This window comes from Flavobacterium arundinis (genome assembly GCF_038289855.1).
Lineage (GTDB): Bacteria > Bacteroidota > Bacteroidia > Flavobacteriales > Flavobacteriaceae > Flavobacterium > Flavobacterium arundinis.
Window position 1 is genome coordinate 118,640 of sequence record NZ_JBBYHR010000008.1, and the last position, 22,760, is coordinate 141,399.

The following is a 22,760-nucleotide window of genomic DNA, read 5'->3' on the forward strand; positions in this document are numbered from 1 at the left end:
AAGCAGATACGTTCTGTTAAAAATAATCCGGCCTGTACAACCGAACGTTAATTTTAATACATTAGCAACATTATAACACTAAAACAATGAAAAAATTAACGTACCTGTTCGTGGCTTTTTGCCTTACAACAGTAGCTTCGGCACAAAAATTAACCGATAAAGACATCCAGGGCACATGGAAGCTTGCCTCCCTTGAAGCAGCCGGAAATAAAATTGATGTCGTTGCGGGAAAAATAATACTTTCTCCTGAGCAGGAAGCAAAGATGACTCCGGAAATGAAACAGCAGATGGAAGCAGGCATGGCACAGGCTATGGAGATGTTCCAGGAGTCTTATGCCTATATTGATGGCAAAACCCTCAGGCAGACCATGGGCCCGGAAGAGCAAAAAGGAACCTATGTGCTTGCTAACAAAGATGGCAAGAATATAATAACGCTTACTAAAGAAGACGGTACTACGGAAGAGATCACGGTATCTATTGTAGACAAAAAACTTCACTTAGTACAGGCCGGTGAAGGTGCCAGCGCTGATTTTGCCTACACCAGGCAATAAGATTTTAAAAAGCTATTCGTAAATTATCCCATGCAATGCGTGGGATATTTTATTTAATCGCATACTATAACCGCAATACAACCGTTAGCAGATTTTAATATATTCGCCTAAACTTACTGCCAATCATGAAAAAAACTATTTTACTCTTTGTTGCCTGCTTTACGACTGCACTTGCTTCGGCACAGACGATTACAGAAACAGACCTTTTAGGCGACTGGAAGATATGCGCTTTTGACATTAATGGCATCTTCTGGGACTTTAAATCGGATACGGTTAAACTGCCTCCCGAGCTTGCAAGCTCTTTGGGCGAAAGCCAGAAAGCAGCTATGATCGCAGATGTAAAGTATGGACTGTCTGAATATAAAAACGGCACTATGGTATTTAAGAAAGGGTATTATCTTGAGCAGTCTATGGCCGGAGATGAGGCCAGCGGTACTTATACCATTGAAAAAAAGGGTGATCTTTATGTAATTAAGATTACCAACGACGATGCTAAAAATACTGTTGAAACCGTTGGTATAAAGCTGGTTGATGACCAGTTACATATCAGTATGCCGGATGAAATTGGCGGTATGACAATACTTATTTTTTGTAAATAATCCGGACCCTTAATTTCCGGTTAACCTTATTCCTTGTATTCATAATCTGCAGGCAACAAGTCGCCGGCCTTCATCCCTGCCATGTATCCTCCAAATGTGAGTTCGTTAATCGGGAAGAAAAGGCCGTTGCCATCAACATAAAAATATCCTTTGTTAAACGAAAAAGAAGATTGCTCCTTTTTGTCATAGAGTATATTGAAACTAACTCCCCTGAATTTGTGCTGTGCATCCGGTTTCGGTCCGTTAATGAAAATATTTTTTTCCGCTGAACTGGCTTCGGGGACTTTGAGCAGGGTTACTTTTTTGTAATTGAGGCTGTCGCTTACAGCAAAATATTCTTTAGGGTTATCGGGAAAACTTCCGGTATAAAACCCGAATTTTTGTTTTTGCCAGTCCTCCGCAACAATGGTCTTCATAAGGTGCACCGTTGAACCGAGATAGGTTTCCTTACGTATCTTCTCTGCTTTTTCTTTCTTTTTCGCAATGTCTGTAAAAAATGTAGTCCCCGCAAAATAGCTGCGCGACATATACAAAGGCGACAGGCTCTTAACTTTATAGGACACAGCAAAACCAGCCAGGTCAAAAATGATTTTATATTGCAGGCAGTCATTTATGATCCTGAGCGGCTTCGTGGCTTCAGCATGCAATGTGTTGTCATCCGGATCGTAATAGAGTATAATGTCCTGCTCGTTTTCTATTTTGCAGGAACTTCCGGCTTTTGACTTGCCGAGGAATTCGTCCCGGAATACCCGCATCATCTCCCTGCGGCTGAAAGGCCCTTTCTTTTTGTTGATAACAACTTCGTTCAGGCTTATGGCATCTTCGCGCAGAAGTGCTTTAAAAGGCTTTCCGTAGCCGAAAGGGTCTTCAACCCGTAATGTTTCAAAACCTATAAAGGTTATTATGAGCGCACTATTGTATTTCTGTCCCGCATTTATCCGAAAAAAACCATTAGCATCGGTACTGGCTGACAGTGTTGTGCCATCGAGATACACAAAAGCGCCTTCCAACGGTTTGTTTTCTGCTTCATCGTACACATAACCGGAAATGGTTTGGGAAAAGGCCGGCACACTAAGGACCACCAACAAAAGAACAAGTAATTGCTTCATTTAATCATTATATTACGGATATAAATATAGCGATAATATTGAAACCCTGCCCGTACTCGCCGGCAGCTATGTAATCACTATCAGTAACAGAAAGCTACTCTTCCCGTTCTACACTTATTCCTACCGCCAAGACATTGGCCAGGTATTCGTATGCAAACTTATTTTGCAGGGTTATCTTATAATCGCCTTTTTTAAGGGGCACGCCCTGCTTTATAAAAGTATGCAGGTCGCATATATCGCCGGAACATTCTGAAAGGTCATTCCCTTCTGCATCTTTAAGCGGGACGTTCAGCATTATATTTTCTATCTGTCCCGACGGGTCTTTTAAAGTTACCGCTATAGGCACTATACCATATTGAGGTTCATGCACATGCGAGAATGTTAGTTTAATATCGCCTGCATCAATATCCTTTTTCAGCTTAAAGTTAAATGTTTTAATATCTGACGCCATCCAGCGGCTGTCTTCATATGTATACTATCGATATTGCCCGGCATTATGGGCATAACGGCTCTTTTCGGCAGTGCTTACTTTTCCCGGAATAATGAATGACCGCTGTATGGTTTCGAATTATAAAGACTTAAAAAAGGGTTATGAAACCGTTATGTTTCCCGTGCAGCCACAACCCGACATCTGCTATTATGAAGGTAAAAAAATAAGTCAGGGTACACGTATCGCAATAATATTTGAGTAACTTTACCTTACAAACAAAGACGGCATGGAGTTATTCATCTACATTTTTGCATCGCTTTTTTCAGTTATCAACCCGCTTGGCGCTGTCCCGATATTCGTGGGGCTAACTCAGGATGACACCAAAAAAGAGCGGCAGCGCATCTCGCTGTGGACTGCCATAAATGTATTCCTCATCATGATCATATCGTTCTATGTAGGACAGTATGTGCTGGCATTCTTCGGCATCAGCATCGATGCATTACGTATAGCAGGTGGGTTCATTATTGTGAATTCAGGATTCTCGCTGCTTAACCGAAAGTTCAGCAAAAGCCGCGGTGTGAACAAGGAAGTAGAGACCGATGCCCAAAAGCGCAACGACATCGCGCTTACTCCACTTGCCATCCCAATGCTTGCCGGGCCGGGTTCTATATCGCTGCTTATTGCGATGTACCAGGATTATAAAGACGTTATACAAAGCCAGATAATTGCCTGCCTTGCCATGGCTGCTGTGGCATTGGTAATCTTCCTAATAATGCGAAGCTCCCATTACCTGGACAGGATTTTGGGAGCTTCGGGTATCGTGGCCATCTCAAGGATCATCGGGTTTATTGTAATCGCCATTGGGGTACAGTACATTGCCAGTTCCATTGTGAATATCGTGGAATCGATCGATTTCGGGTAGGATAGTCGCCGTTTTCAGTCGCAGTCGCAATCCTTACGGTACAGTATTTAACCAGTGTTATATATAAACTGCTGCCACTGAGGCATAAACTTTTACAAAGGCAGCTGCTTAATATCCCCATTGGCCGTAACCACATACACGATCTTCTTCTCAACGGGCGGTGCGGGAACAGGCTTTGGCTCTTCCTCCTTTTTCATTTTTATAGTCACGTGCAGGTCGTAAAACACCTGGACGCTGGGTTCTGTAACCTCGGGATTCACCACAAAATCGTGCAGTTTCACCATTACGGGATTGTAGTAACTGGTTTCGTTCTTCACCACCTCGTTCACCACGCTGTTCCTGGAATACGGCAGTTGAGACCGCGAAAAGGCTGTGTAATTGCTGTAGCTCTCCACAGGGTACACAAGATTGTAATTCTCGCCTATCGTTTTCTTTTTTGGGCCAAGGTCCTCCCCCAGCAGCAGCGCGTAATATTTTAGCTTATTATTATATTCTTCCAGCATACGAGCCTGCAGCTTTGCCTGGATGGCCTCGAGGTTAGTAATAACGTAGTCCACCTTTACCAGGTCGTACACCTCCTGCGTGGCACAGATCGAAACGATCTTATCCAGCACCGGCGTTTTGTATTTGATGATAAGGTTCTTCTTCATTTCATACCCCGCAGGCTTTTCGTTGTAGGTCTTTTTGCTGAATATCTTTTTGGAAACCTCATATTCATATACGGGTACGAACGATATCATGTCGGTTATCACCTCAATGGTGGGGTCGGAAGCTTTTATCCCGGCTTTAATAGCGTTGATCTTTTCGTTCATCAGCGCGTCGATCTCTTCCAGCGAGGTACCCACCTGCACAATGCTGAAGGTAGCCGAATACAGCGACGGCTTTTCGTTGTAAATACCGCGTATGGCAATATGTATCTCATCACCGTTGGTGCTCATGATGTTATTCATGTTCTGCACCTGCGGCTGGTAGCGGTTCTTCCCGTAGTTCACGTTGCCGCTTTCCTGTGCCAGGGCATTGATGAATCCGAGGATAAGTATCGGGAGAAAAAGTTTTTTCATGATTGTTTGTTTTTTATTTTCTATTAATTATTGAAGTTGTTTATCGTCATTGCAATGACCAACGCGTTTGGAATTTATTATTTGTTATTTGGAATTTTTACCTCTTGATGTGATACACGATCTTCATCTCCACCACATATTGCAGGCATACCTCAGGGTCGGACGGATTGATGACTTTATCGAAAGAAGAAGTGTCGATGCCCTGGTAATAAAAGGTTTTGGCTTTCCGCGCTTCTTTGCGCACGTACTGCTGGTCGTTACTCACATACGTCAGGTCTGAAGATTCGAATGCGCTGTACTTTTGGTATTGCGTGCGGGGCTGAACGCTGTAGTAGCTGTCCTGGATGATGTTGAAATCGTCCGACAAAGTTGCCTTAAATGCTTTCACATACTTTTGCTTTTTGTAGTCGATTGATTTTACTGCCTCATCGAACAATTTAGCATACAGCACATCGACATTCTCATTGATGTATTCGGCTTTTACAATATCATATATTGCAAATTCAGACGCCACATCGGTCAGCTCGTTGAAAGCCTTCACATTGGTAAGGCGTATAATGATGTTCTTCTTTACCTCAAAGCCCGTTTCCTTTTGCACCGCCCTGGTTTCGCCCACCTCATAATCGTATATTTTGGTCTGCGATATAAAATCGGTATATACATCGGCCTCCTTTACGCCAAGTGTTTTAATGGCTTTCAGGAAGCCGTCAATACGTTTTTTGATGCCATCATTACAGCCTTTAACTGTTTTTGCTTCCTGGTTAACGCCCAAAGTCACCACAAGCACATCGGGCCGCACATTCATAAGTACGCGGGTGGATATGGTAAACTGGTCGCCGCTTGCAGAGATAGAATTTTGGGGCGCATGGTTCTGTCCGCCACCGCCAAAGTAGTTATTATTATTGTTGTCGTTATACATCTGGTTGCCGCTTATCTGGGCAGAGGCATTTATGTAGCCGAGGACAAGGATGGAAAGAAGGATTTTTTTCATGATTTCTGTTTTTAATTTCTACTGATTATTTAATTAATGGCATATTTATTTTGCCGAAATGACGACAAATGTTTTCAGAGATTTTTCGACTCCGTTGCACTTCGCTCAAAATGACACAGCGCTTTCGGAATTTTATTTGGAACCTGTCATTCTAAACTTTCGGTGCAAACGTAATCCCGCCACCAAAAAAAGACAGCGCAAACCCGTGGCAAACAATAGGTAAAGTATTTTTCAGTAGTTTTACAGTGGTTTTACAGTGGCCTGAGACGCCTATTTTCATACTTTTACTACCGGATGAACGACATTGCCCTCTTTTACCTGCTCAAGCAAAAAATACTTGTAAAGTACAGGGAACATTTCCCGTATTATGATGGCGGCATACATAAGTTTGGCAACAAGGAGATCGCGCAGCTGATCGATGCCATAGAAAAAGAATGCAATGAAAGGGTGAGCGAGAAATGGGTATATACCCACCTGAAGCCACTGGAAAATGAGAAACTGCCTCGTAAGGACATGCTCAATATCTTTTGCAGGTGGACGGGCTATAGCGACTGGGACGAGTTTGCCTTCAATAATAAAAACACTCCCGGTGCCCAACAAGAAACGCTTCCGCCAAAGCACCGCAACGACAAAAAAAAACTGTATACAGTTATGGGAATAGCAGCCGTTTTACTGGCAGGGATCATAGGATTTATGGCGATGGAAGGCGATACCTTTATCTGCTTTAAGGACAAGTACACCAAAAAGGAAATTGAGGGCGACAAACTAGTTGTAAGTATCCTTAAAAAAGGTGGAAAAGAAAAACTACTCCGCCGGGATAATTGCTTTTTACTGAAGGATACCGATACCGAAACCCTGCTGCTTGTGGAAAGCGCCTATTACAAACCCGACACGATTCGGATTGCCCGGGGCGGGACTGCCGGAAATTATGAATTCGACCTGCAGCCCGATGATTATGCCATGATGATGCGCGCGTACCTGAATAATAACGCCGAAGACTGGAAGAAAAGGAAAAGCCAGCTGAACGACATTATTTCGGATGATGCCGTAATAGAAGAGATCATGTTTGATGATATTGGTGTTGAATTTCTTGATAAGGCGGAATTTATAAATAAAATGACTACCCCTTCCAAGATTTCAAAAGCGATGGAGATCGTTGCTATTGAATATAAAGACAATAAGATTGTTTCACTAAAATACATGCAAAAAGAAAAATGAGAACACTTGCAGCACTTATCGTACTGATGCTTGCCACTGCAGCAACAGCCCAGGAAGCCATGCCCAGAACCAACCCGGCAGCGGCGCTGTCGCAAAAAACAATTGAAGCCTACGAATTGAAAGCCGAATCGAAAGCAGGGGAGTTTTTCAGCTATGTAGAATTGCTTACCGACCCCACAGCTAATGCCGAAATGAAAGCGCAGACTACCGCCGAAGCTGTCAGGCTTTACGAAAATGAAGGCATTACCATCGAAAATGTGTTCGACACAAAAGGCAGCGTTGTAACCGTGAAGAAACTATTGGACTTAGCTGCATCTCAAAAGCAAAAAGCAAGCCTGTCAATGACTTCATTCAACATTATGAAAAGGGGCGAAACCAGCAGGCGCCGCGACTGGCTAATGACCTATGAACTCATTATAGGGAAAAGGGCACTGACCGTTAGCCAGGGATTCTATATCGTTCTGGAAGATAAGAAATTCGGCACTACTATAAAGCAGGTATGGAACTCCTATCTGGGTGAGATGAGGGTGGTAAAAAAATAGCACCCGCTTTATCATAAAAAAATCCTCAGGAATTCTGAGGATTTTTTTGTGTTATGCATAGTAGTCTAAATTATTTAAACTCACAAGATTTAAAAACACAAGGGTTCGGAAAGGGTTGCGAATGACCCACATGTCACTCCTCCGGAGTTCTTAGCCACTCATGTTCAATGTTTCTATAAACATATCGCCCCGCCGGGGCTACCACTGATGAGTCCCGGAGGGACGGAATATTTATAGCAAAATGTAGCGAAACTCACTTGAGCTCCGGAAGAGCGGTTTATATCATTCCAAATTTAAAATTGGTATTATTTTGCCTTATGGTTTTCCATTTCCAGAAAATCCCTGCTTAGTAATGCCGTGAATATGGTGGATCCTTTTTTATTCATATGCGATTTGTCAAAGGCATTCTTCACTTCCCACAGCTCTTTATGTTTGTTGGGGTCGGCAACATCAATTATATATCCGGGCAGCTGCTTTTTTATGGCATGTATCTCGCGATAGCTAGCCAGCCTTGGCTGTATGATAAATTTCACCTCAATGCCATATTGTTTTGATTTTTCGATGATATCCTTCATCATTTTAAGGTGTTCTGCATTATATTTTGCGGCAGACGTTTCGGCGTATTCTTTTTCAGCATTGATCCTTGCTTTTATAAGCTTTGTGGTATCTTCTTCAAACCTTGCCCTGAATTCCTGCAGTTTCTTTTTTTGCTTGAGGTCGGTAACCAGCTTTATCTCATCATCATAATCCACATAGCCATCATGGTTCTCCCCCAACCATACATTGGCATCCTTACTGGTTTCCTGCAATGGGTTATCAAGGTAGTTAAACCCGAAATAATGTATCAGGAATGCATAGAAATAGTTGAAATAGCCTCTCTTTACAGCTGCCCCGTCCTTTAGGTAGCTTACCAAATGGCCCGCATAGTTGGCATCAAACCAATACGATGCCTTCCTTGAAGATATATTTTGGAATTCCAGGACATCCATAGGATTCAGTTCGAGGAAAACATATTTTACCGGCCTTTCTTTCATTTTAGAGTAATCCCTTAGAAAAGCATCATACTGGTAATACGTTTCGAAAAGCTTGTTGGCAGGCGTACCCAGGTTAAAGCCTTTCGTAGTAATACCATTGGCTTTGTTAATTGAGTCAAATACAGATGGTACAATATGCCTTATGGTACGGCTGGTGCCAAAAAACAGCGTATTGTAATTGTTTAAATTATCCTTAAGGTAATCGTAGCGCACTTCATAGCGGTCGTCCTGCACCGGGTAAAAGGTACAGATATTAATAATGAGGTTGATGGCTGCCACACAGGCTACGAACAGGGTTGCTTTCTTTAAAAATTTTTTCATCTGTCGCCCGGATTAAAATTGAAAATATATGAATTCCTGCTCACTGCCAAAGAATATAAATATAAGCCCGATGAGCACAAAATAAAACGCCCATCGCACCGCACCCGGAAGTTTTACACCGAAGCGTTCGAGTGCATAATTATTCTCCCGGCCCAGCCATTCTATCACCATAAAAAAGGCGATAAGGGCAAACAGCAGGTACGGCTTTATCGTTGGTACTGTGAACAGTGATGCCGAAAATATCCCGCTGATATAATCAAAGGCATGCGTAAGGCTTTCAGCGCGGAAGAATATCCAGGCGAAAACCGCGAGTGCAAATGTTGTGGTGAGCTGAAACGCTTCCCGAAGGTTCGGGAACAGCCTGCCCTGAGCAACGATATCTATGTTGTTCCTGTTGGTTTTCATGATAATGGACGGCATGATGAACAAAGCGTTCAGCCCGCCCCAGAAAAGAAATGTCCAGTTGGCTCCATGCCAGAAACCACTCACCAGGAAGATTATGAATGTATTCCGTATACGCATCCAGTTACCGCCTTTGCTTCCGCCAAGAGGAATATACAGGTAGTCTTTAAACCATGTGGATAATGAGATGTGCCACCTTCTCCAAAACTCGGCTATATCCCTTGAGAAATAAGGGAAATTAAAGTTCTTCAACAACTCAAAGCCCAACAGCCTTGCGCTTCCTAATGCGATATCAGAATATCCGGAAAAATCGCCATAGATCTGGAACGTAAAGAAAATAGCCCCCAAAACCAGCGTACTCCCCGATTGTTCTCCTGAATTATTGAATATCTCGTTGGCAAAATAGGCGCAGTTGTCGGCAATAACGATCTTTTTGAAAAGCCCCCATAGCATCTGCTTAAGGCCATCTACTGCCTTTTCATAACGGAAAACCCTTGGCTTTTCTATCTGTGGCAGGAGGTGTGTTGCCCTTTCGATAGGGCCGGCCACCAACAGCGGGAAAAAGCTAACGAACAGCGTATAGTTTACAAGGTTGTAGGTTGGCTGTATCCTCCTGTTGTAAATATCGAAAACATAGGACAGGCCATGGAAGGTGTAAAAGGATATTCCTATCGGGAGAATAATATTCAGTGTAGCATAATGCGGCGACATGCCCATAGACCGCACCAAATCGGCAAAAGACTCGATAAAGAAATTATAGTATTTGAAGAAACCGAGGAAACTAAGGTTAAGGCCAACACTTATTATAAGCCATGCTTTCCTTACCGCATTCGATTCCGACCTGTGGATCATGATCCCCGACCCGTAATCGAGCGCCGTGGAAAATGCCAGCAGGAATACAAAACGCCAGTCCCAGCATCCGTAAAAGAAATAACTGGCCAGCAAAAGCATTATGTTCTGAACCTTCAGCGATTTTTTGGTAACAAACCAGTAGAGGAAAAATATTAATGGAAAAAATAACGCGTAAGTGAATGAGTTAAAAAGCATATAGTTTATTTTGCCAATGATTCCTGTCAATTATCTTACCACCCCCTACCCTAACCATCAGCCACACAGCATTAATGGGGGATTGCTCAAGATTTATTCGGCAATATTAACATTATTAACTGATACAGACAAACAATCTTTATCATGATTTCGACAAATTTGGTCGAATTAGTTATTTTTAGCCGCATGTATATGCAGCCCGCATTCCTTCTTCCCATTTTCCCACCACCAGCGCCCGGCCCTGAAGTCTTCATCTTTTGTAATGGCACGGGTACATGGCGCGCACCCAATACTCAGGTAGCCTTTTGCATAGAGGCTATTAACAGGTATCTCAAATTTTTTGACCTCACTTTCTACCTCATCCAGCGTATAGTGAAGCAAAGGATTAAATTTCACCAATTGATTGACTTCGTCCCACTCCAGGTACTCCATCGTTTCCCTGTTTGCCGATTGTTGCGCACGCAAACCGGTTATCCATAACCCCGCACCAGCAATAGCTTTTTGCAGCGGAACGACCTTACGGATACGGCAACACTCCTTACGGCTTTCAATGCTGTTGTAAAATCCGTTGATACCGTCTTTATGAACATACTCCCTTATATCTTTTTCATCCGGAAAAAACGTTTCGATCTTTAATGATGGGTATTTTTCAAGAGTTTGCTGAAAAACATCATAGGTCTCATTAAACTGCCTTCCGGTATCAAGCGTAAAAACCGATACAAAATCGGCATAAGGTTCGATGTAATACGTTAGCAGCTGGTCCTCAATCCCGAAGGAAGTCGAAAAAACTTTTCTGCCGTTTATGTTTTTTAATACAAATGGTATTGCATCTTCAATTGCCATTCCTTTTAGCTGTATGTTAAGTTGCTGCAGCCTCTCTTTGTCCATGCTTCGTTTTTATTATTCCTTCCCTATATATGGAAGGCGGTTAATTATTTTTCAAATATAACCATTAGCCTATAGATTTAATAGAGTAATTGAATAAAAAAAAACTTAAGCAACCGTTAAATCATACAATGTCTTGTGTTGCAGCAGCTCAAGGGTGTTATCACGCACCTCGGCCAGAAATTTATTAAGGGAGCAAACCTCCTCATGCGGACAATCGTCGCATTTCTCGTAGTAGTTAAGGCTCACGCAGGGCAGCATGGCAATGGGCCCGTCAAGCACCCTTATAAGGGTTGCCGCGGTAACGGTCTTCGGGTCTTTCAAAAGATAATAGCCCCCGCCCTTCCCTTTTTTGGAACCAAGGATACCAAATTTCTTGAGGTCAAGCAATATGGCCTCAAGAAATTTTTTGGGTATCTGCTCATTTACTGAAATATCAGAGATCAGGACAGGTGTAGTACTGTCCTGCCTGGCTATATAAATCAGAGCCTTAAGCCCGTATTTGGTCTTTTTTGAAAGCATCTATTTTTTTAATAAAAATACCTCAGCCATCATGCAGCGTGCGCTTCCTCCACCGCATGCCTCAATTGTGTCAAGGCTCGAGCTTAGTATTTCGGTATGTTTTTCAATTTTTGCAACCTGGTCTTTGGTAAGCACCTGCCTTGCCGAGTCGCTCATCACAAGATAACTTTTGCCATTGGCACCCTGCACCTGCAGCATGTTGCCTGCAAAATGGTTCAGCTGCTCTTCTGTAAGAAGAATAATCTCTTTGCCGTCGTTGCGGAGGTTTTCGAGCACCATTTTGCGTTCTTTCTTATCGTCGATACAGTCTGCACATATAACAGCAAACGTGTCACCTATGCACATCATCACATTGGTATGGTAAATGTTTTTACGCTCACCGTTAACGGTTTGGAATGCTTCGAATATCACGGGCGAAAATTCAAAATCCTCACAGTATTCGATCAGCAGCTCTTCATCTGCCCGTGGCGAAAGTGCGCAATAGGCTTTATGGTTCACCCTGTCCAGCACGATACTGCCGGTACCCTCAAGGAATATATTATCTTCCTCAGCCGATGTATAATCTACTATATTCTCTATGTTGAAACCATGATCTTCAAGCATGTCAAGGATATCCTCACGGCGTTCGCTGCGACGGTTTTCGGCAAACATCGGGTAAAGCGCTACATCGCCATTGTCGTGGAAAGAAACCCAGTTATTAGGGAATATTGAATCAGGGGTATCCGGATCCAAAGTGTCATCCACTACAACCACATTGATACCTGCAGCACGAAGCTTTTCTACAAACGCGTCGAATTCCTGCTGTGCTTTGGCGTTCACCGTTCCGGGAAGCAGGCCGTCCATTACTTTCTGGTAATAATTATTTACTGCCGTCTGCTCATTCATCCTGAATGCCACCGGACGTATCATCAATAATGTATCTGTAATCTGTCTCATTCTTTATTAATTTCCTTATTCCCTTATCAGAGGTAATGTTGAACATCGTAAAAGCCCTTCCTGTTTTGCAATTTCGGCGTAAGGTACTTCCTCAACCGTAAAGCCTTTTTCAAGCAGCCAGTTTTTAAGCCTGGTAAAGTTCTTCTCTATAACCACAACATCCGTATCAATAGAAAAGAAATTTGATGTCATGTGGTACATTTCCTCTCTTTCGATATGGAAAAGATTATCCTTCCCAAACAAGTCAACAAGATACAAATAATCTGCTTCTTCCCTGAACCCGCTTTTATAAATTACCCCTTTATTTTTCCCTACCGGCTGAAAGCAGCAGTCAAGGTGCAGTGCGTTATCGCGCGGCTCTATCCTCGATTTTACAAGGTCGAATTCCTTTACTATCTTGTGCGGGAACATTTCCTTAATATAGTTTACGCCATGCATGTTGGTACGTGCCGTGATAAAGTCTTTATAATCACTCCCTTTATAAGTACCTATAAAAATGTGGTCATCCCATAATATTACATCGCCGCCTTCAATGTGTACTTCTTCGGGCGGCCGGAGCACTTTGTTCGGATCCATCCTGTCGATAACATATTGTATAGCATCAAGTTCCCGCTCCCTGTCCGGAAGTATATTTGCCTTAATAAAAATATCGTCGATAACAAACCCGATGTCCCTGCTGAATATCTGGTTATAATCTTTAATGATTTCGGGACGGTATACCTCTACACCATATTTAAGGAAAACCTGGTTCATAGCTTCCATTTCGGCACACATATCTTTTTCTACCGGATAGGTTCCGGCTTTGATATGTTCCAATGATTTCGGGTCATAAGCCTCCTCAATGGTTGGCGTAGGCCCATTACATTCGGCAGTACCCAGAATAACAGCTTTTAGCCTCGAAGTCTCGTTCTTTACATTAAGTTGTAACATTGCTTGTATATTTGGCTTTTGGCAAATATAAAAAAAAGCCCTCGCAGGAAGGCTTTTTTTAGGGCTATTCTCATTATAAAGTTATAATACTGATGATTGTGATTGCTTTTGTCCTAACGAATAATAAATTTCTTAGTGCTTTTTGCACTACCATCAACTACCGTGAGCATGTAAACACCTGATGCATAGCGCGAAGTATCAATAGTGTGAGTACCTCCTGATACGGACGGTGAAATATAGATGAGCTTACCGGTAATGTCACGCACTTCAAAAGCGGCATTTGCCGAAGCATCCGCCATTTTTATAGTAATATGGTCATGTGCCGGATTTGGATAAATCAGTACAGAATTAACGCTCAGGCCATCAGTACCCAATACAGCCAGTGCTATAGTACCCTGGTAGGGAATAAAGTTTTGCTGCGTGATCGTCACCGAAAGGGGCACAAGTTCACCTGACAGGCCATTCAGTGTAATGACAACCTGTCCACCGGAAACAATCCCGGTACCAACGATTACTCCATTTTGTGTTATTGCTACCCTTGCACCTTCAACTGCACATTGTATCGTAACAGTAGCGTCACTATCCTCTATTACTTCCTGATGGGTCGCAACGATCTGCGTAGCCTCATTTGTCCTGAACACTACCGACGGGTCCCCGAAAAGTACCCATGTCTGCATTATTTCGATAGCAGTATCACTATCGCTATAATTTTCCAACATACTCATTTGCCCGTTGTAAAACAGTCCCCCGAGTGTATATTTTTCATTACCGGGCTCACTGCCTGTTATAAGCTCTGCCATTTCATCCTGTGTCTGCATCGGCTCTGCCCATGCCATAAGTATCGAAGACCCTGCTGCTGCAATTGCACCCGCCGGAAGTTCATTATGCTGCACCCTGAGCATGGCTTCACACAGCGAGGTACCACCGGCAAAAGTGCCGTTATTACAAGCCACCGAAACCACAAAAGGGTATTTACCGTTATTCTCGAGCCCGTAGGCATCATTGATGGTGTACCAGCCGGTAACCATAACATCCTGCCCACCGTGGCCGGTATAGTTCAAAAGGCCTATACCACCGTTGAGGGCATTCGCGACCATAGAAGGCTGCACATCACCATCTTCATCATTTTCGCCGTGGCTGCCATCATAAAGTTCGTGCACATAGCTATAGCCATTTTCGAGCAGCTTTGTGGCGATATTCCTCATGTGCTGCCAATCGGGTTCGCCATCGTCGCCAATACCGTCGCCTTCGTTAGAGCCAATACCCGCAGCACGGGTTATCCAGTTGCCCTCGTGCGGGTTGATTTCATATTCCAGTGTCCGGTTTACCATAAGGGAAACCTCCTCAACATTGCCTGAAAACCTGCCGATAAGCGCTTCGGGGTAAAAATCGTTCCCTTCCAGCTGGGCATAATAGGTATCGCTCCATAGTTCTTCCCCGCCCCCGCTTATACCATAGGTATACGTAGGCAGGTCGTCATGGTCACCCGCCAAAAGAATGTAAATAAGGCCTGGATTGCTGTTGTAAAAATCCCGGATATAGGCTTTGATATCTTCCGGTGTATCTCCCGTTTCCGATAATGGGGCAATAGTAGTACGGATGCCTTTTTTTGTTTTCCATTCTGCCAAAGGGGAAAGTGCTTCCAGATACTCATCCGGTGCAATAACCAGCATTTCGCCATTTTCGGCTACCGGCAGGTACATCTCGGAATTGATATAATGGTTTTGATACACCTGGTTGAAAAGCCCTGTTGAAGTTGCTTTGGTATTGGTCTTTTCGTTTATCCCCTGCTCATTTTGATTTACAACAACATTGGCAGTTATATTCCTGTACAGCCTCAGCTTTTTAGTCACCGGATTGTATTGGTACGGATAAAACGAAACCGTAACACCCCGGGTATCCCTCAGGATATAAGGCTTGGATACCGCTGCAAGATTGCCGGGATAAAAGGCGTCCTGCGTATAGGCTGTGCCAAAATCGTAAGCAATGGCGTTAGGGTTTACATTCCTTTTCAGGCTGCCTTTGGAGGGCAGTACGGCAACATTGTCAAATTCCTCAAAGCTTTCGTAAGAAATTACAATGGAAACATTCCCGGAATCCGGCACGATAACCGACTCGGAATGTACCGGAAGCGCCGGCGCACCTTTTTCCATGGTCAGCACTTTCGAAGCGCTGCTGAAATCCTGGTAAGCAGTTCCGTTTACATTTTTAGAATGCGACACAAAAACAGGAGCAGCATTATTAAGCGTTATTTCGCTAGCTGTATTCCTAACCAGTTTAATTTCCTGAGCCGATGCGGCAATAAAGGACAGCGATGACAGCAGGACGAGCGTAAAGTTTTTTGTCATAATTTTTTATAGTTTTCGCTATAGCGCGTTAAAGTTATTGATTTTTTCGCAATTAATTCACTATCTCACAAACAATTGTAAACAAAAAAACCGCCCCTGGATGAGGACGGCTTTACTATATCAAACGAGGTTGTTACCTGTTTTCTGCATTTACAAAAGGCCTTAGCGGCGCGCCTGTATAGATCTGTCTTGGGCGGCCTATCGGTTCTTTGTTGATACGCATTTCTTTCCATTGTGCGATCCAGCCCGGTAAGCGGCCGATAGCGAACAATACGGTGAACATTTCTGTCGGGATGCCCAGCGCCCTGTAGATGATCCCTGAATAGAAATCAACGTTAGGGTACAGGTTCCTTGATTTGAAGTACTCATCCTGCAAAGCCGATTCTTCAAGTTTTTTAGCGATGGTAAGAATAGGGTCGTCAACACCTAATGTTGCCAATACTTCATCCGCTGCTTTTTTGATGATCTTCGCACGCGGGTCGAAATTTTTATACACCCTGTGTCCAAAGCCCATAAGGCGGAATGGATCTTCTTTATCTTTTGCTTTAGCAAGGTATTTATCAGCATCGCCACCGTTAGCCTGAATTTCCTCAAGCATTTCAAGCACTGCCTGGTTAGCGCCGCCATGAAGCGGACCCCAAAGCGCAGAAACACCGGCAGATATAGAAGCGAAAAGTCCTGCGTGTGATGAACCTACCATCCTTACTGTAGATGTAGAGCAGTTTTGCTCATGGTCAGCATGAAGGATAAAAAGTTTGTCCAGTGCATTGATAACAACAGGGTTGTTTTTGTAAGGCCCCGTAGGCAGCTCAAACATCAGCCTCATGAAGTTCTCAACATATCCCTTTGTGTTATCGTAATAATTTAAAGGAAAGCCCATATTTTTCCTGTACGTCCATGTAGCTATAACAAGGAATTTACCCATTGTTTTGCACACCGCCTCATACATATCTTTTTCGTTGGCAACGTTAACCGATTTTGGGTTGAACGCTGTCAGTGCACTTGTAAGCGATGCCAGAACGCCCATCGGGTGGGCATTTTTAGGAAAACCATCAATGATGTTTTTCATTTCCTCATTAACGAGGGTGTATTTCCTGATGTCAGTCTCAAATTTTTCGAGTTCGGCTGCTTTTGGCAATTCACCAAAAATAAGGAGATAAGATACTTCAAGAAAATTGGATTTTTCGGCAAGGTCTTCAATAGAATACCCCCTGTAGCGCAGTATGCCTTCTTCCCCGTCAAGGAAAGTTATTTCGCTTTTGCAGGAACCCGAATTCTTGTAACCCGGATCCATAGTAATCGCGCCGGTCTCACTGCGTAATTTATCGATATCAATGGCTACTTCATTTTCAGAGCCCATTATTATCGGAAACTCATACTTTTTGCCGTCAATTTCTAATATTGCAATATTTGACATGATTGTATTGTGATTTTGTTTCAGAAAAATTAATCCTGCGAATTTACTAAATTGTAATTTATTCTTAAAGGAAATTACGTAATAAAATAGTTAAATACAACAATAAAAAACAAAAGTCATTACTTGCATGCAAAGAGTTTTGTTAAATATGTAAAATTTGTTATGGGAGAAAATTATTCAGGGAGAAGCGTCAAAGTATCGCACAAAAAAACCGGCACTCCCGCGCCGGCTTTCCTCCGTTTAGTAGTTTAAGAATTATTCACGGATTACATTTTCTACTTTAACACCTTTATCGGTGGTTACTTTCACAAAGTATATTCCTGTTGGCCTCATGGTCATGTCGATCGTAGTGCTCATATCATTTATGATACCCGTCTCAAGCATCCTGCCCTGTACATCATATAGTTCTATCGACTTAACCATGTTGTCTGATGTTATGTTCAGGATCTGGCGGGCAGGGTTAGGATATACCTTCACCGAATTATCTTTTTGGAAATCGCCGGTGCTTAAGGCTTCGAATGTGGTGTTGGCATCATTGGTTTCCACAGGGAATTCATAGTCAAAGAAGATCCTGGCATTTGTAGTTACCGATGCCCCCTGCATAAGGCTTGGTTTTGTTTTTACCTTGAAGAGTATGTTGCCATGCCCGGCAGCCGAAAGGTTGGCATTCTGCATTATAAACTCGACTTTGTTGCCCGTTACCCTTGCGTTCGTCCTGTGCGAACTGTTGAGTACCTGCAACGACCCGATATCAAACTGGGCAGGGTTTAAGTCATGCGCAACTACAATGGATGTAGCAGTCCCGGATCCGGCATTTTTAAAACTAACCACATAATGCAGGTAATCGCCAATGGCTTCTACAGATTCCGAATCTCCCTCAATGCAGGTAATACTATTTGGACTGGATGCGCCCACGGCAACCTGGTCAAAATTAAAGGTATTATCCTGCGGGTTATCATCTCCCGAAACCGAAGTTGCTGTCGATGAAAAAAGTATCGAATCGCCAATATTTACAGCCGGCGTATCTGTCGGGCTGTTTATGTAAAGGCCAATATTTATCTCCCTGTTCTCAAAAGGCTTCAGCCCGCTGAAATTCCATGTATACGTATTCGGAACAATGTTGTCCGGTGCGGGATCAACTGCGGCGTAATCAAGGTAGTCCTCATCGCAGCTAAACGTTACACTGCCCGACAACACCTGATTCCCTTTGTTCTTATACACTACTTTATAAGTAGCCAGGCCTCCAGGCACCGCGGGCATGAGCGGCTCTACAACCACTTCAACATCCGGATGCACGCCATTGGCAGCAATACAGAAATTGTCGGTTACTACAGAATTATCCACTATAGGGAAAGTAACCGCGTTTGAAGCCGGCGTTATAGTAAAATAGCTGTCGTTTTCAAGCTGGGGCGTCACGGTAAAGATCCCGCTACCAGTGTAAAACGCATATTCCCCCTCTTCATCAGAAAAGGCAGCTCCGGTCGTTGTTCCGTCATCAATGCCTATTTTTATAAAGGGCTGCGGTATGTCGCCGGTATCGCAGCCATCGTTGTCGCCATCAAAAAGGAGCGCACCGGTAATCGTGTTATAATCACCACCGGGCACAAAGCTGCAATAGGTATTAAAATTCACCGTAAGCCCGTTTGCCGCAAGGATCGTGTTCACTACTGCCGTTTCGCTATCATCAATACAAATGAAAGCAAGGTTGGGGTTGCCGTACCAGTTATTAGGCGCTGTTGTAACATTATACATCTGGTTGTTGCCATTTTTTATATTGATGTAGGTAAGGTCGTTCTGGAAACAATCCAGCTCATTAAAAGCAGGATTACCCGAAAAGTCAAGGGTTGTGATCTGGTTTTCAGAACAATTTACGCTGATCAGGTATTCCAATCCGGTAAAATCGAGCGCGGTAAGATTGTTTTGATAACATACTAATGACTCCAGACGGCCCAATCCCGAAAGATCCAGTGTAGACAGTGAATTGACAGCACATTCTATCAGCCGCAGATCGGTCAGGTTTGCCACCGAAAGGCCTATCATTGAGTTGCCGTTGCATTTCAGTTCCCGAAGATTGGCCAGCGCAGTAACGTTTAGTGTTGTGAATTGGTTGTCGTTACATTCCAGCCAGCGAAGGTCGGTCACACCTGTAAAGTTGATAGCCGAAAGATAGTTGGCTGAGCAGTAAAGCCCACGTAGATTGGAGAGCCCTGTTATGTCAAGTGTCGAAAGGTAATTCGCTCCGCAGTATAGCGTTTGAAGGTCCGCAAGTCCGGTAAGGTTAAGGGTCGAAATAGTATTGTCCTGGCAGTTTAGTACCTGCAGGTTATTAAAATTCTGAATACCGGTCATATTCGATATGGATGATGCCGAAACATCAAGCTCATATATCGCATCAACCTCTGCCTGTTGTATATAGGTATCATTATTCACATCGACCTTAATCGAAGCGCCGCCGCTGTTTTTAGCGATATTGTTAGTTGTATTTGCAGCCAGCAGTTTATTCCTGAAATTAGTATCCGGAATATTCACTATCTGTGCACTGGCGATACCGGTACAAAACAACAGTAAGTATAGTAATAATTTTTTCATAACAAAATTTTGTTATTTGTCAGTTTTTCAAATATATAGTATCTCAACCGGCATTCCAAAAGCCGTTTAGAATTCGCCCGCTTCCACTTAGAATTTGCATTATAAAGATTTCAACAATTCCTGCAGCCGTTCTTTTTTCCGTTGCGAAATTGGCAGGTTGCTGTTGTCGGCCATTACTGCATAGCCACCATCTTTTTTGATGTACGATTTCAGGTAAGCGAGGTTAATCAGGTGCGACTGGTGTATCCGCTCAAACCCCTGCTCCGATAGCATGTCTTCATACTCTTTAAGCGTCTTCGCGATCAGTACCGGTTTGTGGTCCTTAATATGGAACCTTGTGTAATTATCCTGCGATTCGAGCCTTATTATGTCGCTCACCTCAAACAAATGTATCCCATCCGACGTAGACAGAGCGATTCGCTTGAACTTGTCTACCTTCTTCCTGATATTTTCCAGCAGCAGGTCGATATGCGCATAACTTTCATTATTTGTAAGTACTTTTTTTATCTTCTCGGTTACTTTGCGCAGCTCTTCGGGGTCTACCGGCTTCAGTAAATAATCCAGAGCACTGAAACGGAATGCCTTCACTGCAAACTCCTCATGTGCGGTAATGAATACCACATGCGACGACAGTTTACCCTTTTTCTGCGCAAGCTGTTCCAATATATCAAAACCGGTCCCATCACCTAATTGGATGTCGAGGAAGATCACATCCGGGTTATGCGTTTCGATTGCAGTAATGCCTGTTTTTACGCTGTCAGCCTCGCCAAGTATATTTATATCGGGCGCATACATGCCTAGCATGGCCTTCATACCATTCCTCAGGTTTCTATCGTCGTCTATAAGTAAAGCTTTGATCATGAGTTAGTTTGTTGAATATTGTACCGGCAAATTTAATATAATTCGTGTTCCCGACGGCTCGCCCATGGCATTTATAAGCTCTTTTATTTCCACCTGTGAGGTTTTCGAGGTAAATGCCTGTATTACCTCAAGCCTTTTACGGGTAATTTCCATAGCCATCGACCTGTGCACTGTTATCGTATTCTCCTTCAGTTTTTTAGACCTATGAATACCGATCCCGTCATCTGTTACGGTACATACGAGCTTATCGTTTGCCAACTTAAATTCAATATTGATCGAACCGTGAACTTTTTTGGGAACAATGCCGTGTATAATGGCATTTTCGACAAAAGGCTGCAACAGCAATGGCGGTATACCCATGTCGTCTTCAATAGCAGGGTCTTTTGTTATAACGAAATCGAACATCTTATTAAAACGAAGCTGTTCCAGTTCCAGATAGTTCTGTAGGCCCTCGATCTCTTTATCAATAGGAATAAGCGACTCTTTGGAATACTCCAGAGTAAGCCGCATAAGTTTCGAGAATTTCGAGAGGTATTTTATAGCCTGGTCGGTGCCGTTCTGAACAATAAAGCTCGAAATAGACCCAAGGCAGTTGAATACAAAGTGGGGGTTCATCTGGAGGTGGAGCGCTTTCTGCTCATATTCAGCTAGGTCGCGCTGCAATGTCAGCCTTTTTTTCAGCTGGAGCCTGCTGTATATCAAAAACGCTATCCCGAAAAGCAGCAGCGCCGAGAGTCCCGTAAACAACATTTGCTGTACGTGCCTTTTCGCCTGTTCATCAAAAAGCACCTGTCTTTTTTCATTTTCAACCCTTTGCAGGGCTTCCTTACGTTCAAATTCATAGTTCATCTCCTCGCGCACCATATTCTTTATGTTCTCGCTATTGATGATCTTGTCCTTTGCGGCAGTATAATTTTTGTAATGTTCCAATGCCTCGGCTGCATTACCCCTCTTTTCATAAATATCGCTGAGGCCTTTTTCCGATTCCTTAACCTGTTCCAGCACCCCTATCTCGGCAGCATGTGCGGAAGATTTTTTGAAGTATTCAATGGCCTCTTCGTTTTTACCCTGAAGCGCATTGATGTCACCCAAAAATCCCAACGATGCCGATGCACCGTACTTTTCACCGGACTGTTCAAAAAGGGCAAGGGCTTTGTTATAGTAGGCTACCGCACCGCTAAAATTATTTTTCTTCTTGTGGTAATTGCCGAAGTTATTATACAATTCCGCCAGCCCCCTGTTGTTTTCAAATTTACCAAACTGCTTTTCGGCTTCATTAAAAGATTCGAGTGCTTTCTCATCTTCCCCTTTCGCAAGGTATATTTTGCCAATATTGGAAATGGTGATTGCCGACGAAGGATCGCCCGTCTTTTTCTGTATCCAAAGCGCCTTGTTGAAGTATTCGAGCGCCTTGTTATATTCTTTCAGCGTTGCATAAATGTCGCCTATGTTGTTGTACACAACCGCAACGATCTCTTCCTGCCCTGTTTCGCGGAAAAGCTTCAGTGCTTTAAAATAATACTCCAGCCCCTTAGGATAATTGTTCTGTTCCGAGCAAACGATGCCTATACTGCCGTATACATTAGCGAGCCCGTCTTTGTAGTCATTATTTTCCCTTGCCGATTTAACCAGGCCTTCATACAATGCCTGCGAGTTGCTGAAGCTTTTCAGCGCCTGGGTGTATTTGCTCTGTATGATGTTGGCGTTGCCTATGTTGCGCCAAGAATCGGCTTCCTGCTGCTTTAATCCTGCCTTGTGTGAGACTTCCATTGCCTGTTTGGCATACTTTAGCATCAGGGCCGGCTCATTTTCATATTCGGCAGCTATTGCGTTAAGCAATCCCGCTTTTTTAGCATCGGTTGCCGGGTGCTTCAGTTCAACGAAAAGGCTGTCGAGTATTTTGGTTTGCGAAAATGACGGCATGCAGTAAAAAACCGCAAAGAAGAGAAACAGAAATTTTAAAATTTTCATACGCCGCATGTATTACCAAACAAAAGTATAATTTCATTCCGATTAAACATCAGCCGTTTAGAATTTAAAGCCTT

General features: G+C 43.3%; 19 protein-coding genes and 1 pseudogene. 5 read left to right on the forward strand and 15 right to left on the reverse strand.

What is annotated here, in order from left to right:
• The first annotated feature begins 86 nt into the window (after positions 1-86).
• On the forward strand, positions 87-551 hold the full coding sequence (locus tag AAEO56_RS14190) for a hypothetical protein (protein WP_341697733.1): 465 nt from the start codon (positions 87-89) through the stop codon (positions 549-551).
• 125 nt (positions 552-676) lie between these two features.
• On the forward strand, positions 677-1,150 hold the full coding sequence (locus AAEO56_RS14195; RefSeq protein ID WP_341697734.1) for a hypothetical protein: 474 nt from the start codon (positions 677-679) through the stop codon (positions 1,148-1,150).
• Positions 1,151-1,176: 26 nt separating this feature from the next.
• On the opposite strand, the gene AAEO56_RS14200 is transcribed toward AAEO56_RS14195, so the two are convergent.
• Both AAEO56_RS14200 and AAEO56_RS14205 read right to left on the reverse strand, forming a co-directional pair.
• Positions 1,177-2,259, reverse strand: a complete 1,083-nt coding sequence (locus tag AAEO56_RS14200; protein WP_341697735.1) for a carboxypeptidase-like regulatory domain-containing protein — start codon at positions 2,257-2,259, stop codon at positions 1,177-1,179.
• A gap of 94 nt (positions 2,260-2,353) precedes the next feature.
• Positions 2,354-2,713 (reverse strand): annotated as a pseudogene (locus tag AAEO56_RS14205) (gliding motility lipoprotein GldH family protein); the annotation flags it as partial.
• Positions 2,714-2,975: 262 nt separating this feature from the next.
• Here AAEO56_RS14205 and AAEO56_RS14210 point away from each other — a divergent pair.
• Entirely contained in the window at positions 2,976-3,611 is a 636-nt protein-coding gene (locus AAEO56_RS14210) for a MarC family NAAT transporter (RefSeq protein WP_341697736.1), read from the forward strand.
• A 92-nt stretch (positions 3,612-3,703) separates the two neighbouring features.
• Here the strand turns inward: AAEO56_RS14210 and AAEO56_RS14215 are convergent, their stop codons facing one another.
• Both AAEO56_RS14215 and AAEO56_RS14220 read right to left on the reverse strand, forming a co-directional pair.
• The gene (locus tag AAEO56_RS14215) at positions 3,704-4,672 is read right to left on the reverse strand and encodes a hypothetical protein (RefSeq protein ID WP_341697737.1); all 969 of its coding nucleotides are present in this window, start codon (positions 4,670-4,672) and stop codon (positions 3,704-3,706) included.
• A gap of 97 nt (positions 4,673-4,769) precedes the next feature.
• Positions 4,770-5,663, reverse strand: a complete 894-nt coding sequence (locus AAEO56_RS14220) for an SIMPL domain-containing protein (protein ID WP_341697738.1) — start codon at positions 5,661-5,663, stop codon at positions 4,770-4,772.
• A gap of 294 nt (positions 5,664-5,957) precedes the next feature.
• Here AAEO56_RS14220 and AAEO56_RS14225 point away from each other — a divergent pair, with 294 nt between their 5' ends.
• Complete coding sequence (locus AAEO56_RS14225; protein WP_341697739.1) at positions 5,958-6,881, forward strand: hypothetical protein; 924 nt, start codon at positions 5,958-5,960, stop codon at positions 6,879-6,881.
• Positions 6,878-7,423, forward strand: coding sequence for a hypothetical protein (locus tag AAEO56_RS14230; protein WP_341697740.1), 546 nt, complete (start codon positions 6,878-6,880; stop codon positions 7,421-7,423). The genes AAEO56_RS14225 and AAEO56_RS14230 overlap by 4 nt, the downstream gene beginning before the upstream one ends.
• 305 nt (positions 7,424-7,728) lie before the next feature.
• On the opposite strand, the gene AAEO56_RS14235 is transcribed toward AAEO56_RS14230, so the two are convergent.
• From AAEO56_RS14235 to AAEO56_RS14285, 11 genes are all read right to left on the reverse strand, one after another.
• Entirely contained in the window at positions 7,729-8,778 is a 1,050-nt protein-coding gene (locus AAEO56_RS14235) for a hypothetical protein (protein WP_341697741.1), read from the reverse strand.
• 12 nt (positions 8,779-8,790) lie between these two features.
• Positions 8,791-10,227: an MBOAT family O-acyltransferase gene (locus AAEO56_RS14240; RefSeq protein WP_341697742.1), complete on the reverse strand. Its 1,437-nt coding sequence runs from the start codon at positions 10,225-10,227 to the stop codon at positions 8,791-8,793.
• 168 nt (positions 10,228-10,395) lie between these two features.
• Complete coding sequence (locus AAEO56_RS14245) at positions 10,396-11,115, reverse strand: phosphoadenylyl-sulfate reductase (protein WP_341697743.1); 720 nt, start codon at positions 11,113-11,115, stop codon at positions 10,396-10,398.
• 105 nt (positions 11,116-11,220) lie between these two features.
• Positions 11,221-11,634 (reverse strand): RrF2 family transcriptional regulator, encoded by a 414-nt coding sequence (locus AAEO56_RS14250; RefSeq protein ID WP_341697744.1) that lies wholly within the window; start codon positions 11,632-11,634, stop codon positions 11,221-11,223.
• Complete coding sequence (gene ctlX, locus AAEO56_RS14255) at positions 11,635-12,570, reverse strand: citrulline utilization hydrolase CtlX (protein ID WP_341697745.1); 936 nt, start codon at positions 12,568-12,570, stop codon at positions 11,635-11,637.
• 15 nt (positions 12,571-12,585) lie between these two features.
• The gene (locus AAEO56_RS14260; protein ID WP_341697746.1) at positions 12,586-13,500 is read right to left on the reverse strand and encodes a dimethylarginine dimethylaminohydrolase family protein; all 915 of its coding nucleotides are present in this window, start codon (positions 13,498-13,500) and stop codon (positions 12,586-12,588) included.
• A 113-nt stretch (positions 13,501-13,613) separates the two neighbouring features.
• Complete coding sequence (locus AAEO56_RS14265) at positions 13,614-15,848, reverse strand: C25 family cysteine peptidase (RefSeq protein ID WP_341697747.1); 2,235 nt, start codon at positions 15,846-15,848, stop codon at positions 13,614-13,616.
• 133 nt (positions 15,849-15,981) lie between these two features.
• On the reverse strand, positions 15,982-17,265 hold the full coding sequence (locus AAEO56_RS14270; RefSeq protein WP_341697748.1) for a citrate synthase: 1,284 nt from the start codon (positions 17,263-17,265) through the stop codon (positions 15,982-15,984).
• A 255-nt stretch (positions 17,266-17,520) separates the two neighbouring features.
• Positions 17,521-19,854 (reverse strand): DUF7619 domain-containing protein, encoded by a 2,334-nt coding sequence (locus AAEO56_RS14275; RefSeq protein WP_341697749.1) that lies wholly within the window; start codon positions 19,852-19,854, stop codon positions 17,521-17,523.
• A 99-nt stretch (positions 19,855-19,953) separates the two neighbouring features.
• On the reverse strand, positions 19,954-20,715 hold the full coding sequence (locus AAEO56_RS14280) for a LytR/AlgR family response regulator transcription factor (protein WP_341697750.1): 762 nt from the start codon (positions 20,713-20,715) through the stop codon (positions 19,954-19,956).
• A gap of 3 nt (positions 20,716-20,718) precedes the next feature.
• The gene (locus AAEO56_RS14285) at positions 20,719-22,686 is read right to left on the reverse strand and encodes a tetratricopeptide repeat-containing sensor histidine kinase (RefSeq protein WP_341697751.1); all 1,968 of its coding nucleotides are present in this window, start codon (positions 22,684-22,686) and stop codon (positions 20,719-20,721) included.
• Between the last annotated feature and the right edge of the window lie 74 nt (positions 22,687-22,760).

Coding starts and splice junctions, on each gene's coding strand:
- AAEO56_RS14190 (WP_341697733.1), top strand. CDS start 87: ATGAAAAAATTAACGTACCTGTTCGTGGCTTTTTGCCTTACAACAGTA.
- AAEO56_RS14195 (WP_341697734.1), top strand. CDS start 677: ATGAAAAAAACTATTTTACTCTTTGTTGCCTGCTTTACGACTGCACTT.
- AAEO56_RS14200 (WP_341697735.1), bottom strand. CDS start 2,259: ATGAAGCAATTACTTGTTCTTTTGTTGGTGGTCCTTAGTGTGCCGGCC.
- AAEO56_RS14210 (WP_341697736.1), top strand. CDS start 2,976: ATGGAGTTATTCATCTACATTTTTGCATCGCTTTTTTCAGTTATCAAC.
- AAEO56_RS14215 (WP_341697737.1), bottom strand. CDS start 4,672: ATGAAAAAACTTTTTCTCCCGATACTTATCCTCGGATTCATCAATGCC.
- AAEO56_RS14220 (WP_341697738.1), bottom strand. CDS start 5,663: ATGAAAAAAATCCTTCTTTCCATCCTTGTCCTCGGCTACATAAATGCC.
- AAEO56_RS14225 (WP_341697739.1), top strand. CDS start 5,958: ATGAACGACATTGCCCTCTTTTACCTGCTCAAGCAAAAAATACTTGTA.
- AAEO56_RS14230 (WP_341697740.1), top strand. CDS start 6,878: ATGAGAACACTTGCAGCACTTATCGTACTGATGCTTGCCACTGCAGCA.
- AAEO56_RS14235 (WP_341697741.1), bottom strand. CDS start 8,778: ATGAAAAAATTTTTAAAGAAAGCAACCCTGTTCGTAGCCTGTGTGGCA.
- AAEO56_RS14240 (WP_341697742.1), bottom strand. CDS start 10,227: ATGCTTTTTAACTCATTCACTTACGCGTTATTTTTTCCATTAATATTT.
- AAEO56_RS14245 (WP_341697743.1), bottom strand. CDS start 11,115: ATGGACAAAGAGAGGCTGCAGCAACTTAACATACAGCTAAAAGGAATG.
- AAEO56_RS14250 (WP_341697744.1), bottom strand. CDS start 11,634: ATGCTTTCAAAAAAGACCAAATACGGGCTTAAGGCTCTGATTTATATA.
- ctlX (WP_341697745.1), bottom strand. CDS start 12,570: ATGAGACAGATTACAGATACATTATTGATGATACGTCCGGTGGCATTC.
- AAEO56_RS14260 (WP_341697746.1), bottom strand. CDS start 13,500: ATGTTACAACTTAATGTAAAGAACGAGACTTCGAGGCTAAAAGCTGTT.
- AAEO56_RS14265 (WP_341697747.1), bottom strand. CDS start 15,848: ATGACAAAAAACTTTACGCTCGTCCTGCTGTCATCGCTGTCCTTTATT.
- AAEO56_RS14270 (WP_341697748.1), bottom strand. CDS start 17,265: ATGTCAAATATTGCAATATTAGAAATTGACGGCAAAAAGTATGAGTTT.
- AAEO56_RS14275 (WP_341697749.1), bottom strand. CDS start 19,854: ATGAAAAAATTATTACTATACTTACTGTTGTTTTGTACCGGTATCGCC.
- AAEO56_RS14280 (WP_341697750.1), bottom strand. CDS start 20,715: ATGATCAAAGCTTTACTTATAGACGACGATAGAAACCTGAGGAATGGT.
- AAEO56_RS14285 (WP_341697751.1), bottom strand. CDS start 22,686: ATGAAAATTTTAAAATTTCTGTTTCTCTTCTTTGCGGTTTTTTACTGC.